This window comes from Thalassospira sp., assembly GCF_040218635.1.
Lineage (GTDB): Bacteria > Pseudomonadota > Alphaproteobacteria > Rhodospirillales > Thalassospiraceae > Thalassospira.
This window is the reverse complement of record NZ_JAVJRB010000005.1, coordinates 269,251-283,487: the sequence shown is the minus strand read 5'-3', so window position 1 is coordinate 283,487 and position 14,237 is coordinate 269,251. Positions and strand designations below refer to the sequence as shown.

16 protein-coding genes are annotated in these 14,237 nt (G+C 53.1%); 14 read left to right on the top strand and 2 right to left on the bottom strand.

Features of this window, described 5'->3' with window-relative positions; all coding sequences use genetic code 11:
- The first annotated feature begins 8 nt into the window (after positions 1 to 8).
- The 3 genes from RIC05_RS04805 to RIC05_RS04795 are packed head-to-tail and all read left to right on the top strand — an operon-like array spanning position 9 to position 2,802.
- On the top strand, positions 9 to 860 hold the full coding sequence (locus tag RIC05_RS04805; protein WP_350040992.1) for a carbohydrate ABC transporter permease: 852 nt from the start codon (positions 9 to 11) through the stop codon (positions 858 to 860).
- 2 nt (positions 861 to 862) lie between these two features.
- Positions 863 to 1,717, top strand: coding sequence for a carbohydrate ABC transporter permease (locus RIC05_RS04800; RefSeq protein WP_350040991.1), 855 nt, complete (start codon positions 863 to 865; stop codon positions 1,715 to 1,717).
- Positions 1,718 to 1,722: 5 nt separating this feature from the next.
- Positions 1,723 to 2,802, top strand: coding sequence for an ABC transporter ATP-binding protein (locus RIC05_RS04795; RefSeq protein WP_502989540.1), 1,080 nt, complete (start codon positions 1,723 to 1,725; stop codon positions 2,800 to 2,802).
- Between the two features lie 133 nt (positions 2,803 to 2,935).
- Here RIC05_RS04795 and ddpX read toward each other — a convergent pair whose 3' ends face one another.
- Positions 2,936 to 3,493: a D-alanyl-D-alanine dipeptidase gene (ddpX, locus tag RIC05_RS04790; RefSeq protein WP_350045130.1), complete on the bottom strand. Its 558-nt coding sequence runs from the start codon at positions 3,491 to 3,493 to the stop codon at positions 2,936 to 2,938.
- Positions 3,494 to 3,539: 46 nt separating this feature from the next.
- Here ddpX and tsaB point away from each other — a divergent pair, with 46 nt between their 5' ends.
- Positions 3,540 to 4,313 (top strand): tRNA (adenosine(37)-N6)-threonylcarbamoyltransferase complex dimerization subunit type 1 TsaB, encoded by a 774-nt coding sequence (gene tsaB / locus RIC05_RS04785; protein WP_350045131.1) that lies wholly within the window; start codon positions 3,540 to 3,542, stop codon positions 4,311 to 4,313.
- Positions 4,310 to 4,852, top strand: a complete 543-nt coding sequence (locus RIC05_RS04780; protein ID WP_350045132.1) for a GNAT family N-acetyltransferase — start codon at positions 4,310 to 4,312, stop codon at positions 4,850 to 4,852. The genes tsaB and RIC05_RS04780 overlap by 4 nt, the downstream gene beginning before the upstream one ends.
- A gap of 100 nt (positions 4,853 to 4,952) precedes the next feature.
- Here the strand turns inward: RIC05_RS04780 and RIC05_RS04775 are convergent, their stop codons facing one another.
- Positions 4,953 to 5,198 carry a sulfurtransferase TusA family protein gene (locus RIC05_RS04775; RefSeq protein WP_350040987.1) on the bottom strand — a complete coding sequence of 82 codons (246 nt, stop codon included), beginning with the start codon at positions 5,196 to 5,198 and terminating at the stop codon, positions 4,953 to 4,955.
- Between the two features lie 250 nt (positions 5,199 to 5,448).
- On the opposite strand from RIC05_RS04775, the gene RIC05_RS04770 reads away from it, so the two are divergent.
- The 9 genes from RIC05_RS04770 to RIC05_RS04730 all read left to right on the top strand — a co-directional run bounded on the left by RIC05_RS04770 (position 5,449) and on the right by RIC05_RS04730 (position 14,181).
- The gene (locus RIC05_RS04770; RefSeq protein WP_350040986.1) at positions 5,449 to 5,871 is read left to right on the top strand and encodes a Fur family transcriptional regulator; all 423 of its coding nucleotides are present in this window, start codon (positions 5,449 to 5,451) and stop codon (positions 5,869 to 5,871) included.
- 162 nt (positions 5,872 to 6,033) lie between these two features.
- Positions 6,034 to 6,828: a GNAT family N-acetyltransferase gene (locus RIC05_RS04765; protein ID WP_350040985.1), complete on the top strand. Its 795-nt coding sequence runs from the start codon at positions 6,034 to 6,036 to the stop codon at positions 6,826 to 6,828.
- A complete protein-coding gene (locus tag RIC05_RS04760; RefSeq protein WP_350045133.1) occupies positions 6,825 to 7,745 on the top strand; it encodes a lysophospholipid acyltransferase family protein in 921 nt (306 codons plus the stop codon). The genes RIC05_RS04765 and RIC05_RS04760 overlap by 4 nt, the downstream gene beginning before the upstream one ends.
- 154 nt (positions 7,746 to 7,899) lie before the next feature.
- Positions 7,900 to 9,291: a tRNA (N6-isopentenyl adenosine(37)-C2)-methylthiotransferase MiaB gene (gene miaB / locus RIC05_RS04755; RefSeq protein WP_350045134.1), complete on the top strand. Its 1,392-nt coding sequence runs from the start codon at positions 7,900 to 7,902 to the stop codon at positions 9,289 to 9,291.
- Positions 9,292 to 9,353: 62 nt separating this feature from the next.
- A complete protein-coding gene (locus RIC05_RS04750; RefSeq protein WP_502989539.1) occupies positions 9,354 to 10,412 on the top strand; it encodes a PhoH family protein in 1,059 nt (352 codons plus the stop codon).
- Positions 10,396 to 10,986, top strand: a complete 591-nt coding sequence (gene ybeY / locus RIC05_RS04745; RefSeq protein WP_350045135.1) for an rRNA maturation RNase YbeY — start codon at positions 10,396 to 10,398, stop codon at positions 10,984 to 10,986. Before RIC05_RS04750 ends, ybeY begins: the two co-directional genes overlap by 17 nt.
- Positions 10,987 to 11,080: 94 nt before the next feature.
- Positions 11,081 to 12,031 carry a hemolysin family protein gene (locus tag RIC05_RS04740; protein WP_350045336.1) on the top strand — a complete coding sequence of 317 codons (951 nt, stop codon included), beginning with the start codon at positions 11,081 to 11,083 and terminating at the stop codon, positions 12,029 to 12,031.
- A complete protein-coding gene (gene lnt / locus RIC05_RS04735; RefSeq protein ID WP_350045136.1) occupies positions 12,024 to 13,601 on the top strand; it encodes an apolipoprotein N-acyltransferase in 1,578 nt (525 codons plus the stop codon). Before RIC05_RS04740 ends, lnt begins: the two co-directional genes overlap by 8 nt.
- A gap of 85 nt (positions 13,602 to 13,686) precedes the next feature.
- Positions 13,687 to 14,181, top strand: a complete 495-nt coding sequence (locus tag RIC05_RS04730) for a helix-turn-helix domain-containing protein (protein WP_430473653.1) — start codon at positions 13,687 to 13,689, stop codon at positions 14,179 to 14,181.
- The last annotated feature ends 56 nt before the right edge of the window (positions 14,182 to 14,237 follow it).

Sequence of the window (14,237 nt, the reverse complement as noted above, 5' to 3'; positions counted from 1 at the left end):
CGGCCCGGATGGCGTTGATCCCTGCCATGACGATTACGATCGTTTGCTTTTACGGGTTCATCATCTGGACTTTTGTAATTTCGCTAACCCGGTCGCGGCTGCTGCCGGTTTATAAGTTTACCGGATTTGATCAATATTTCCGTCTGTTTGCCAATGAGCGCTGGTGGACGGCGATGCAAAATTTAGCCATCCACGGTGTGCTGTTCATTGGTGGATGTATGCTGTTTGGCTATTTGTTAGCAATTCTGATTGATCGCGGGATCAAGGCCGAAGGCCTGTTTCGCACGGTTTTCATGTTGCCTTTGTCGATGTCGTTCATCGTTACTGGTGTGATTTGGCAATGGGTCATGAATCCCGGCCTTGGTTTGCAGGAAGCCGTGCGTGCATTGGGCTGGGCCAGTTTCGAATTTAACTGGATCGTCCGGACGGACCGGTCGATTTATACTCTTGCGATTGCCGGTATCTGGCAACAGGTCGGGCTGTGCATGGCGCTGTTTTTGGCCGGGCTTCGCAATATTGATCCCAATATTTGGAAGGCAACCCGTGTGGATGGCATCCCGGTATGGCGGGTCTATTTGCACGTCATAACCCCGATGCTGCGGACTGTATTCTTTACGGTTTTCATTCTGATGAGCGCGATTGTCATGAAGGCCTTTGACCTTGTGGTCGCTCTTACTGGCGGTGGTCCGGGCTTTTCATCGGACTTGCCGGCACGGTTTGTGGTTGATCACATTCTTAACCGGCAGGAACTGGGTCTTGGTGCAGCCGGGGCGTTTGTCCTGCTCTGTACCGTGATTGCGGTGATTTCGCCCTATATCCATTTTGAACTGCGCAAAGAGCGCGGCGGGCGGGGACATTGATCATGCGATATAACCGTCTGGCTCTTTATGGTTTGCTTGGCATCGCTGCACTGTTGGTGTTGTCGCCGGTTTTCATCATGGTTTCGACATCGCTTAAATCCATGGATGAAATCCGCAATGGCAGTATCTTTACCCTGCCCGCAGATCCGGGATTTGCAGCCTGGGGCAAGGCGTGGTTTGGCGATTGCGCCAAAACGCTTGGCGATAAATGTGGTGGGCTTTCATCATCCTTCCTGACATCGGTTAAAATCGTTATCCCGGCATTGGCTTTGTCGGTTGGGCTTGGGGCCGTTACCGGATATGCCTTGGCGGTCTGGAAGATGAAGGGGGCGAACCTGATGTTTGCCGCCCTTTTGGTCGGGATGTTTATTCCGCCGCAGGTAACGCTTTATCCCCTGATCATCATGATCCGTGAACTTGGAATTTTTGGATCAATCGGGGGATTGATCCTTGTGCATGTCATCTGGGGGGTTGCCTTTACCACCATGATGTTCCGCAATTTTTTCAAAACCGTGCCACAGGATTTACTTAAGGCAGCCCGGATTGACGGGGCAGGATTCTGGCGGTTGTTCTGGCATGTGATGTTGCCTTTATCCCTGCCGATCCTGGGTGTCGCGATGATTTTGCAATTTACCTACATCTGGAATGATTTCCTGCTTGGCCTGACCTTTGGCGGGCGATCAGGGCAGCCCATGACGGTGGCCTTGAATAACCTTGTCGGATCGCAATTCGGCGAGAAGGAATACAATGTCGATATGGCTGCAACCATGCTGACGGCGTTGCCGACATTGGCGGTTTATCTGCTGTCGGGACGGTTGTTTGTACGCGGTATTGCCGCGGGGGCCGTGAAAGGGTGATGGCTATGAATGGTGTTGAACTTTGCAATGTAACAAAGGCCTATGCCGGCCTTACCGTGATGGAAAACATCAATCTTGAAATTGCCGATGGTGATTTTCTGGTTTTGCTGGGGCCGTCGGGCTGTGGAAAATCCACGCTGTTGAACATGATTGCAGGGCTGGAACCAACAACGGGCGGTGCCATTCACATCAATGGGCACGATGTGACGGATCTTGAACCCGATGAACGCGATATTGCGATGGTGTTTCAGTCCTATGCGCTTTATCCGACAATGTCGGTGCGCAAGAATATCGGCTTTGGCCTTAAAATGCGGGGGATGCCAAAGGACCAGATTGAAAAAAAGGTCGCTGAAATCGGCGATCTTTTGCAGATCGGACCTCTTCTGGATCGCAAGCCATCGCAGCTTTCTGGTGGGCAGCAACAGCGCGTTGCGATTGGTCGGGCGTTGGTGCGAGAACCATCGGTCTTTTTGTTTGATGAGCCGCTATCAAACCTTGATGCCAAGTTACGTGCGGATATGCGGATTGAACTTAAACGCCTGCATGAACGACTTGGTCGAACAATTGTTTACGTCACCCATGATCAGATCGAAGCAATGACCCTGGCAACCCGCGTGGTTGTTCTTGATCGTGGCGCAATTCAGCAGGCCGATACCCCTGAAAATGTCTATCGCCGTCCGGCCAACCGGTTTGTTGCCAGTTTCGTCGGCGCCCCGACGATGAATTTCATTGATGGCAAACTGATGCAAAGCGGCGATGACATCGTTTTCGACAGTGGGGCGGGTGCCTTGCCGTTGGTGGATGTACCAGTAGGTGCACGGGATCTGATTGGGCGGCCGCTGACCCTTGGGGCACGGCCCGAACATCTTTTGTTTGATCAGACGGGCATTTCATCGCGTGTTCTGTTAGCTGAGCCAACCGGCCCCGATCAATATGTTCGTCTGGCTGTTGCCGGATCGGAACTGACTGCGCGCAGTGGCCCGGAGCAGCCGTTTAAATCCGGAACGGATGCGCGGATTCTAATCGACGGGGCGCGGATGTCGTTGTTTGAACCGCAAAGTGGTCAGGCCTTAGCACTCGGCTGAACGCCGCGGCCAGATGCCGTCCCATAATCCATCAATCGTCTAGGACTTGCGGCGCTGTTCTTTAGGGGGCAGCGCCGAGACGATGGCGATTAAGAATCCAGCTTTCTCCATCGTCTTTTGCCGGTGTTTTTGGTTATGCCATCATCGGTTCGGCAAGCGCACTGTCGGAAAAGGTTGGATATTTCGATGCGGCATTGGGCAATTGATAATGCCACCACTCGTGATCGTAATGTTCAAACCCGGCGCTGACCATGATGCCAAGCAGGATGAAACGGTTGGCTTCGGCCTGTTTTGAGATCAAATCAGAGCCGTGATAGGACCGGCTATGCATTTCATCAAACCCTGCCCCCATATCCAGTTCCTTGCCGTTTTGATCAATCAGCGTTAGATCAATGGCCACACCACGACCATGTGGCGATCCGAAATCCGGATTGGCGACGAAATCGGGGTTGGGCGAATGGTTCCAAAGCGCACGTTGTGCTTCCTGGGGCCGAAACGCATCAAGAATGCGCAATTTGACCCCCTGACGACGCGCCATGGCAGCAGCCTTTTTCAGGCATTTGGCTGCATCCGCGTGAAGATAGCAGGCAGGTCGTGTATAAATCGGTGCCCCGGTGAAATTGCGATCCGTGGCATAGACGATATCAATTTCGACATCATATTCGTAAGGCGTAATTTCGACCAGCGCCATCGCCGGAGGCTCCCTGTTCTTGTCGTTCACCGATTACATAAAGAAGATGCTGACTGGACAGTCGCACTCATCAGATAGCGCAGAACATGCCGCATCGCAAACGGCTTTGCCAAGGGCAGAAAGGGTCGGACCAACAATTCTGGCCATCGATACGGCATCAACCTCCATGTCGACCGCCGTTTTGATCAATGGCGAGGTCAAAGGCGAATTGTATGAGGATATGGATCGCGGTCAGGCCGAACATTTGATGAGCTTCATCGCCCAAAGTCTTGAAGCCGCCGGGATCGGGATTGACGAGGTGGACGGGATCGCGGTTACGGTTGGACCGGGTGCATTTACCGGCATGCGCATTGGTCTTTCGACGGCACGCGCACTTGGTCTGGCGCGGAAAATTCCGGTCGCCGGGGTCAGTTCGCTTGAAGCGGTGGCCTATGGCGTATCCGAACGGGATCAGCAAGGGCGCAATATTCTGGTTGCCCTAGATAGCAAGCGATCCGAGGTTTTTGCCCAGGCGTTTGATGCCCGTAAAAAGCCATTAAGCACTGCAGAATGTGTTCCCCCGCGTCAGGCGCTTATGATGGCGCCCCCGGGTGATACATTGCTGGCCGGGGATGCAAAGCCGCGCCTTTTAACCGCAGCGGCCCATGCACCGGATGCGTTTTATGATTGCAGCGCGCCCGGTTTGCCGCGCGCGGGCAATGTTGCACGTATTGCAGCAGAACGTTGGGAGAGTGGTGAAAATCTTCCGCCTGTTCCAATGTATTTACGCGCACCTGATGCAAGACGCATTGAAGATCAGGGACCGCAGAAAAAGAAATGAGCCCGTCACCACAACGAAATTACGCCACCACACAGCGCCCGCAGATTGCGGTGGTGCCGCTGACGGCGGCCTTTGCCGAAGTCGCCAGTGCGTTGCATGAGGAAGGGTTTGAAGATTGCTGGGATGGTGATGCCATCATTCGATTGCTTGATGTGCCCGGTGCCTTTGGCTTCTTGGCATTTCGTCCCGGGAATGAGGCAAATCATGACAAAGACGAGCCGTTGGGGTTTGTGCTTATTCAATCGGTTCTGGATGAAGCCGAAATTGTAACCATCGTGGTTGGCAGACAAGCGCGGCAATCAGGTGTGGCGCGAAAATTACTTTCAGCGGTGTTTGATCGGCTCCGCGACAAGCGCATTGGACGGTTGCTTTTGGAGGTGGCCGAAGACAATGCACCAGCCATCGCACTGTATCTTCAATACGGATTTGAAGAGGTCGGACGGCGTAAGAATTACTATCGCAGAAAGTCCGGTCGTGAAGTTGATGCGCTGGTTATGGAACACACCCACGGCCATTGTGTATTGGGTTGGGGCGATTGACCTTGAGTGCCGACCTTAAATTTCCTATATCCACATTAATGGTGTGGTTTTGCAGATCAACCTGTTGTACTGTAAGCCCGCATTGGAGCTGAGAGGTTGACTATCCCTTGCGGATTGTTAATCGAAAGGTTCCCGGTGTTTCGGCAATTTCGACCAGTTCGATGACGTCGTCACCCATCTCGGTAACTGAGCGCGGAACGTTTTTTAGCGGTTCACCAGCGCCCAGTGTTACCTCAAGAACCTGACCTTGTGTCATGGTTTCAAGTTTGAGGCGGGTACGAACAAATGTCATCGGGCAGACATCCTTGGTGATGTCGATTTTCTGGTCGGGGGTTTTGATGTCCATGCGGGTCTCCTGCCTTGGTGCGCCAATGTGAAGTAGCGCCCTTATTGACGGGTGGCAAGTGGGACACAGGAAGATGCCGTTATTATGCGATTATGCCGGTTTTGGCGCAAATGGTCGCGGGAATACGAATTTATCGTGAATTGAACCTTGCGATATGTGGCGGATTTTTCAATATTCAGCCACAAGAGAGCGAAGCCTAGGGGTGAAGTCCTGGCTGGGGACAGGCGGAAACGGAAACGAGATTAGAACAATGCTTGCAGAATCAACCATCGAGCAAAAATGCATCGACGCGGGCCTTAAAATGACGGGTCAACGCCGGGTTATTGCCCGTGTGCTATCAGAGTCCGAAGATCACCCGGACGTAGAGCTGGTATATCGCCGGGCGACTGACATCGATCCGAAGATTTCGATTGCGACTGTTTATCGTACCGTTCGCCTTTTCGAAGAGGCGGATATTCTAGAGAAACATGATTTCGGTGACGGACGTGCGCGTTACGAAGAGCTGACCGAAGAGCACCATGACCACCTGATTGACATGAAATCGGGTGAGGTGATCGAGTTTTCAAACGACAAAATCGAAAAGCTTCAGGAAGAGATCGCCAACGAGCTCGGCTATCGTTTGGTCGGGCATCGTCTTGAGCTTTATGGTGTTCCTTTGAAGACTGACAAGTAATCGTCGCTTTCAACTGCACCTAAGACTGACTAAATTCAAGGCCACTTGCGCATTCGGGCAAGTGGCCTTCATAATTTTGTTACGCGTTATTCACAAACCCTTCACTCGCCCTTCACGCAAATCTTGCGCAAAATCTGGGCAGATGAACAAAAGGGTGTTGTCATGCGCGACGAAAGACCGCTTCAACGACTTGAAGTCCGCCTTGCGGAAAATCAAGACGAAATTCTCGCCAGCCAGAAACTCCGCTACAAAGTATTTTACGAAGAACGTGGTGCAAAACCGACCGCAGAAATGGCGGCCGAGGAACGCGACTTTGATCATTATGATCCGCTTTGCGACCACCTTCTGGTTCTTGACCATAGTCGCGGCATTGGCCCGGACGCGGTGGTTGGGACCTATCGCCTTTTGCGCCAGTCGGTTGCCAATGAACATGGCGGCTTTTACAGCGCGGATGAATACCACATCGAAAGCATGCTGAACGCGGTAAAGGAAACCGGCGAGATCATGGAACTTGGTCGTTCCTGTGTTGAGGCCGATTACCGCACCATGCCGACCCTGCAGCTTTTGTGGCAGGGCATCGCGGCCTATGTTTTCAAATACGACATCAAACTGATGTTTGGCTGTGCATCCTTCCACGGGACAGACCCGGATGCGTTCAAGGATGTTCTGACCTATTTGCATCACAACCATCTTGCACCCGAAGACATGCGCCCACGGGCCATCGAAGAACGGTATGAGCCGATGCTGCGGGCTGAAATTGGCGGCATCGATCAACGTCAGGCCCTGCGTGACCTGCCGCCGTTGATCAAAGGGTATCTTCGTCTCGGTGGTTTTGTTGGTGATGGCGCGGTGATTGATCATCAGTTCAATACCACGGACATCTGCATCGTGTTACCGACTGAAAAAGTAACGGATCGTTACTACAAGCATTACGAACGGACCGCGAGGGTATCGTGAACTGCTATGTGTGTGCCGCTCTGCGGCTGACAGCCTATGCACTTTTGACGTTGGTCTTGCTGCCGGTGCAGATGGTGGCGATTGCGTTTAACCTGCGTCTGGCAGATGAATTGCCGCGTTTTTATCACGCATTGTGCCTGCGCATCCTTCATATCGAAGTTCGAGTATCGGGCGGGGATCTGATGGATGGTCCGGGTGTGATTGTTGCCAATCACGCATCTTATCTTGATATTCCGGTGTTAGGCGCGCTTACCCGCGGCAGTTTCATTGCCAAAACCGAAGTGGCCAGTTGGCCGGTATTTGGTGTTTTGGCAAAACTGTCGCGCACCACGTTTGTTGAGCGCCGTGCGGTGCGGTCCCGCGAACAGAACGATCAGTTAAGCCAGCGCTTGCAGGGTGGAGATAAACTGATCCTGTTCCCGGAAGGGACAAGCAATGATGGCAACCGGGTTCTGCCGTTCAAATCAACCTTGTTTGCATCGGCCGAACGGGCCATGCCCGATGGATCACCGGTAAAGTTCCAACCGGTTTCAATTGCGGCCACCCGTCTGGATGGTGCGCCAATCGGGCGCGATTTGCGGGCGTTCTATTCTTGGTACGGGGATATGGACTTGGCCCCGCATTTGTGGCAGTTTCTCGCGCTCGGCAAGGTGACGGTTGAAATTGTGGTTCATCCGCCCGTGACTCTGGCAGATGCGGCCGGGTCCCGTAAGGAACTTGCCCGGATGTGCGAAGCCAGCGTTGCCCGTGGACATCAGGCAGCATTGAGTGGTCTGCATCAAGGGGTTCCGGTTCAACTGATTGACAGTGATTTGTCTGGTGAGTTGATCGGGTGTTCACCGCTGGCGATTATTTCAGAAGATTTTCGCCTGTTTGGTCCGGATCGACGTTCGGCTCCTGATCGTTTTGCCGTATAATATACCGGTTGGCGTGGAATTGGGTTTCACCTGACCGGGAATTCAGATATCGAGATGTCCAGAAAGTTCCGGTCATATGAATATGCGGAACTCAAGCGCGGTGTGAGAGATCACACCGCTTTTCGGCGTTTTGAGAGAGCGAAACGGATCTGGTGTGACTGAACCGAAGAAACTTTTTGTAAAAACCTATGGCTGTCAGATGAATGTCTATGACAGCCAACGCATGCAGGATGTCTTGGCGCCACTGGGATACCAGTCGGTCGACAGTGCCAAAGATGCGGATATGGTGATCCTCAATACCTGTCATATCCGTGAAAAAGCAGCCGATAAGGTGTTTTCCGATCTTGGGCGTGTGCGCAAACACAAAGAAGCCAAAGAGGCCAATGGCGGCGACAAAATGATTGTCGCGGTGGCGGGGTGTGTTGCGCAGGCCGAAGGTGCGGAATTGATGCGGCGCGAACCCATTGTCGATATGGTGTTTGGCCCGCAGACCTATCACCGTTTGCCTGAAATGGTGGCACGCGCAAACCGTGCGATTGGCCGTGACCGGATCATTGATACCGAATTCCCGGCCGAGGAAAAGTTTGATCACCTGCCCGCCCAGATATCGAAAAAAGGTTATTCGGCGTTTCTGGCCATTCAGGAAGGCTGCGACAAGTTCTGCACATTCTGTGTCGTGCCCTATACCCGTGGTGCGGAATATTCGCGCCCCGGTGCGGATGTGATCAACGAAGCCCGCCAGATCGTTGCCCAAGGGACCCGTGAGCTGACCCTTTTGGGGCAGAATGTGAATGCCTATCACGGCGAAGCGCCGAACGGGGGTGAATGGTCACTTGGCCGTTTGCTGCGCGAATTGGCCGAAATTGATGGGCTGGATCGTATTCGTTACACCACGTCCCATCCACGCGATGTTGATGACGATCTGATTTCGGCCCACCGTGATCTTGATAAACTGATGCCGTTTTTGCATCTGCCGGTACAGGCCGGATCGGACCGCGTGTTACAGGCAATGAACCGCAAACATGATGGCGCGGAGTATCGCGACGTTGTGGCAAGGTTGAAAGATGCCTGCCCGGATTTGGCGTTATCATCGGACTTTATCGTTGGATTCCCCGGCGAATCGGATAAGGATTTCGAAGACACGATGGATATCGTGCGCGATATTACCTTTATTCAGGCGTTCAGTTTTAAATACAGCCCGCGTCCGGGAACCCCGGCCTCGGCAATGGAATTGCAGGTGCCTGAAAAGGTCAAAACCGAACGGATTATGCGCCTTCAGGCCCTTCTGGCCGAGCAGCAGCTTGAATTCAACCGCAACTGCGTTGGCAAGGAAATGAATGTGCTGCTGGAACGGTTTGGCAAACGTGAAGGCCAGCTTGTTGGTAAAAGCCCCTATATGCAGCCGGTTCATGTCAGCGGATTGCCGGAATCGGCAATGGGCCGGATCGTGCGGTTGAAAATTACTGAAGCGCTGCCTAATTCCCTTGGTGGCGAACTGGTCGATACCCCGAAAAGCGACCAGAAATCTGAAAGGAACGTTGCGTGAGCGGCACTTCTGCGAAAACCACCAAACCAAAAGTCGCGACCAAAAAGCCCACACCGAAAAAGATCGCGACCAAAGACCAAGATAAAATTGAGTTTTCAGATAATGCGCTTGCGCAAATCCTTTATGGACCACAGGCCGAAAACCTGACCCGCCTTTCCGAAGGAACCGGGGTGCAGGTTTCAAGCCGTGGCTTGGTTGTGACCTTGACCGGTGACGCCCAAAAAGTTGCCCAAGCCAAAAAGGTTCTGGCACAGCTTTATGCGCGTCTGCGGGAAAAGGAAATTGATCTGATTGATGGTGAAACCGTCGATGGCGCGATCCGTTTGTCCGAGCCCGATGATGAAGATCCCTGGAACGGCCAGACCAAAGATATGTTTGGCGGATCACGCCTGACCATTCAGACCAAAAAACGCCGGATTTCGCCGCGTTCCAAGCGTCAAAAAGATTATGTCGAGGCGATCCTTGATAACGAACTGATCTTTGGCATTGGTCCGGCCGGTACGGGTAAGACCTATTTGGCGGTCGCCATGGCCGTGCAGGCCTTTATCCTTGGCCAGGTGGATCGCATTATCCTGTCGCGTCCGGCGGTCGAAGCCGGGGAACGGCTTGGTTTCTTGCCCGGTGATTTGAAAGACAAGGTCGATCCGTATCTGCGCCCGCTTTATGACGCCTTGCACGACACGCTTCCGGGCGATGTCGTGATCAAGCGCATGGAAAGTGGCGAGATCGAAGTCGCCCCGCTTGCCTTCATGCGCGGGAGGACGCTGGCGCATGCTTTTGTCATCCTTGATGAAGCCCAAAACACCACCCCGATGCAGATGAAGATGTTTCTGACCCGTTTGGGCGAAGGATCGCGGATGGTGATTACCGGTGATATGACGCAGGTCGATTTGCCCGACGGGACAAAATCGGGTTTGCGCGATGCACTTGAAACCATCGGGGACGTCAAAGGTGTTGCGACGATCAAGTTCGATCAGCGCGATATTGTCCGCCACCATTTGGTGACCAAGATCGTCCAGGCCTATGACGCGGCGGACGAGTTGCGCGAACGGCTGAAAAAAGGCTATCGCGGCAAAAAGGACGATGCCAACAAGGACACGGACAATGACGGCACCGCTTGATCTTGACCTGGATGTCGAAGCCGGTGCTTGGCAAAAGGCCGAAATTGACGCGATAGAAGCCGCCGTGATTGCCGCCCTTGATGGGGCGCTGGCCGATGGCGCGCTCTGGGATGAAAATGCCGTTCCAACCGATGGTACGGCTGATGAAGGCGACGGTGCGTCGCTTTTGTCTGTTGCCCCGGTGGTTGAAGTTGGCGTGCGGCTTTCTGATGATGCATCGGTGCAGATCCTTAACCGCGATTACCGCGATAAGGATAAACCAACCAATGTGTTGTCCTTTGCGGCCCTTGAAAGCGCGGATGATGCCGATGCCTTCATGATGGCACCTGATATGCCTTTGATGCTTGGTGATATTGTCATTGCGCGTGAAACATGTGCGCGCGAAGCGATCGAGCAGAACAAGTCTTTGAAAAATCATCTTGTTCATCTTGCTGTTCATGGCACGCTACATCTTGTCGGTTACGATCATATGGTTGATGATGAAGCCGAAGAGATGGAAGAACTTGAACGGCAAATTCTTGCGGGCCTCGGGATTGATGATCCCTATGCGCCGATTGAAGATGAACCGGTTTAGATGTACCGGTCCAAATACAGCGTTCGTTTGAATTAAAGGATGTCGAACCCGACCCATGAACGATACCAGTCAACGCGACGACGACCACGACAGTATGCGCCCTCGCACTGGCGAGGATACAAATCAGGACGCCGAAACAGGCTCCTTATGGGGTAATATGGCCTCGGCACTGGGGTTCAAGCGTGGCAAGTCCCGCAATGGCGAAGCATCGCTGAGCGATACGCTTGAAGAGCTCGCCGAGCGGACCGAAGAAGACGACGAGCCGGTTTCGCTCCACGAACGGTCCCTTTTTGAAAATATCATTGCCCTTCGAGACATGACGGCAGAAGACGTCATGATCCCGCGTGCCGATATCGTTGCGGTTGCCAAAACCATCGAACTTGAAGAACTGGTCGAGGTGATGGTCAAAAAGGCGCATTCACGTCTGCCGGTTTATGGCGATACGCTTGATGATATTGCCGGCATGGTTCACATCAAGGATGTGTTGGGATGTGTTGCAGCGGGACGGGAATTTAGTCTGCAGTCGCTGCTGCGCCGGGTCTTGTTTGTTTCCCCGGCGATCCGTGTTCTTGATCTTTTGTCAGAAATGCGGTTGTCACGCACGCATATGGCGCTTGTCGTTGATGAGTTTGGCGGCATTGATGGTCTGATCACGATTGAAGATCTGGTCGAAGAAATCGTTGGTGAGATTGATGACGAACACGACATTGATCAAACGCCCAAACTGATCCGTCTTTCAGATGGATGTTACATAGCCGATGCGCGCTATGAGGTCGAAGACCTTGAAGAAAAACTGTCCTTTGGCTTGCTTGACGAAGATGAAGACGAAGATATCGACACGCTTGGCGGGCTTGTCTTCTCGCTTGCCGGACGGGTTCCGGCCCGCGGCGAACTGATTGATCATCCAAGTGGCATCCAGTTTGAAGTGCTTGATGCTGATCCGCGCCGAATTCGCAGATTGCGCATTCATATGGTGCGTCAGGACACGCTAACCCCGACTGATGAACATAGTATTCAGGCAATTCAGGAAAAATTGGATGATTAAGACGGTGGCGACGCGTCTGGCCGGTCTTTCTGGCTGGCGCAGGCGTTTTGTCTGGTTGATCGCCGGGGCGCTTGCGGTGTTGGCGCTGCCGCCTTTCTTTTTTATCCCCGTTTTACCGGTCTGTTTTGCGATCCTGCTTTGGAGCCTTAAAGGTGTCCGGTGCAACAAGGGTGCATTGTCGGCAGGGTGGTGGTTTGGCACCGGACATTTTGCCGCCGGGTTTTACTGGATCAGTCATGCCTTTTTGGTTCAGCCGGAAATTTACGGCTGGATGATCCCGTTTGCCCTGCTTGGGCTGGGCGGCGGGTTGGCGATTTTTCCAATGTTGGCAGTCTGGGCAAGTTGGCGTTTGACCGATGGTCTGGTGCGCCGCGCGGTGTTGCTTTCTGTGTTCTGGGCGATCTCTGAATATTTGCGTGGCCATATCCTGACCGGGTTTCCTTGGAACTTGTTGGGTCATGTCTGGGCGATTGATCCAGCCCCGATGCAATTTGCATCCGTTGTCGGGGTCTATGGATTGTCATTCGTCACGGCATTGTTTGCGACCTTGCCCGCCGCTGTGATTTCGGGAAAACGCGGCCGGATTGCTGCCTTTTCCGGTGTGATGATTGTTGCCGTGCTTTGGGGGGGCGGGGCGTTGCGGTTGTCGCTTGTTGGCCCGGATGGGTCAGATGTTGCACTTTCTGAACTATCCCCGGACGTGCCGGTGGTTCAGGTGGTTCAGCCCAATATCGCGCAACGTGACAAGTGGCGCCCGGAATTGCAAAACCAACATTTCACCAAACTGATTGAAATGTCGCAGCGTCCTGACGAGATGAGCCCGGCCCAAAAACGTATTGTCATCTGGCCAGAAACCGCAGCGACCTTTTTTGTCGAAACCCAAACGACGGCCCGAATGCAGATGGCAGAGGCGTTGGGGCCGGACGATATCCTGATCACTGGCGCACCCAGAACCTATCCGCGTGATACGGACGAATACAAGGTGTGGAATTCCATTCAGGTGATTGATGCCAGTGGCGAGATTGTCGCGAGTTTTGATAAATTCCATCTGGTGCCGTTTGGCGAATATGTGCCGTTCCGATCCATTCTACCCCTACCCAAATTGACAGCCGGTGGGACGGATTTTTCAGCTGGTCCGGGGCCGCAGACCCTTTCGATCAATGGGATGCCCAGCTTTTCACCGCTGATTTGTTATGAGGTTATTTTCCCCGGTCGCGTTGCCGATGATGAAAATCGACCCGATTGGCTGTTGAATGTGACCAATGATGGTTGGTTTGGTGACAGTGCGGGCCCATATCAGCATATGGCAGCAGCACGTTTTCGCGCAGTCGAAGAAGGACTACCATTGGTGCGGGCGGCCTATACCGGTGTGTCGGTTTTCTTTGATCCTTACGGGCGTAAACTGGCCGACCTGCCCTTAAGAACAAGGGGGGTGATGGTTCACCCCCTTTTGAGTGATAAAAACCATACTACAGTATATTATTTGTGGCGGGATATTCTATTTTACGGTATTGTTACCTTCTTCGCCGTTCTCGTTATGGGATATAATCGGGTGTCAAAATCCCTCTAGGCGGCTGTGAAACGCACCAAACCGTCCAGAGATTGTCCCATCTCAATAAGGACGGGTAGGTCGGAGTGAGAGAAGGAACAACTTTATGTCGCCCAAGGATGAAAGCACGATGGTGAAAAACACACGTGGTCGTGGCCGTGGCCGGACTGCAAGTGGCAAACCAAATCCTGTCGATATACATGTTGGCGCGCGTGTGCGCCTGCGCCGAACCCTGCTTGGCCTGAGCCAGGAAAAACTGGGTGAAGCAATTGGCCTGACGTTCCAGCAAGTCCAGAAATATGAACGTGGTGCCAACCGTGTTGGTGCATCGCGTCTTTATGATTTATCGCGTGTTCTTGAAGTACCGGTATCGTTCTTCTTTGACGATATGCCTGACGAAATTTCGTCCAAATCGGTCCATGAACGCCGCGAAATGTCCGAAAGCCCGGACCCGTTTGACAATGATCCGATGAATAGACGCGAAACGCTTGAACTGGTGCGCGCCTATTACCGGATTACCGATCCCAATCAGCGCAAGAAAATCTTTGAACTGGTCAAGTCAATGGGTGCTTTGCAAGCAACTGATTCCGATCAGAAATAAATTTCCTGTGCAGCAGGTTTATGAAAGGCGCATTTCGCATGTTTCGAAATGCGTCT

Bases quoted from the DNA above. Each gene is read 5' to 3' on its own strand.
- RIC05_RS04805 (WP_350040992.1), top strand. From the start codon at position 9: ATGGCGTTGATCCCTGCCATGACGATTACGATCGTTTGCTTTTACGGG.
- RIC05_RS04800 (WP_350040991.1), top strand. From the start codon at position 863: ATGCGATATAACCGTCTGGCTCTTTATGGTTTGCTTGGCATCGCTGCA.
- RIC05_RS04795 (WP_502989540.1), top strand. From the start codon at position 1,723: ATGAATGGTGTTGAACTTTGCAATGTAACAAAGGCCTATGCCGGCCTT.
- ddpX (WP_350045130.1), bottom strand. From the start codon at position 3,493: ATGGCGCTGGTCGAAATTACGCCTTACGAATATGATGTCGAAATTGAT.
- tsaB (WP_350045131.1), top strand. From the start codon at position 3,540: ATGCTGACTGGACAGTCGCACTCATCAGATAGCGCAGAACATGCCGCA.
- RIC05_RS04780 (WP_350045132.1), top strand. From the start codon at position 4,310: ATGAGCCCGTCACCACAACGAAATTACGCCACCACACAGCGCCCGCAG.
- RIC05_RS04775 (WP_350040987.1), bottom strand. From the start codon at position 5,198: ATGGACATCAAAACCCCCGACCAGAAAATCGACATCACCAAGGATGTC.
- RIC05_RS04770 (WP_350040986.1), top strand. From the start codon at position 5,449: ATGCTTGCAGAATCAACCATCGAGCAAAAATGCATCGACGCGGGCCTT.
- RIC05_RS04765 (WP_350040985.1), top strand. From the start codon at position 6,034: ATGCGCGACGAAAGACCGCTTCAACGACTTGAAGTCCGCCTTGCGGAA.
- ybeY (WP_350045135.1), top strand. From the start codon at position 10,396: ATGACGGCACCGCTTGATCTTGACCTGGATGTCGAAGCCGGTGCTTGG.
- RIC05_RS04740 (WP_350045336.1), top strand. From the start codon at position 11,081: ATGCGCCCTCGCACTGGCGAGGATACAAATCAGGACGCCGAAACAGGC.
- lnt (WP_350045136.1), top strand. From the start codon at position 12,024: ATGATTAAGACGGTGGCGACGCGTCTGGCCGGTCTTTCTGGCTGGCGC.
- RIC05_RS04730 (WP_430473653.1), top strand. From the start codon at position 13,687: ATGTCGCCCAAGGATGAAAGCACGATGGTGAAAAACACACGTGGTCGT.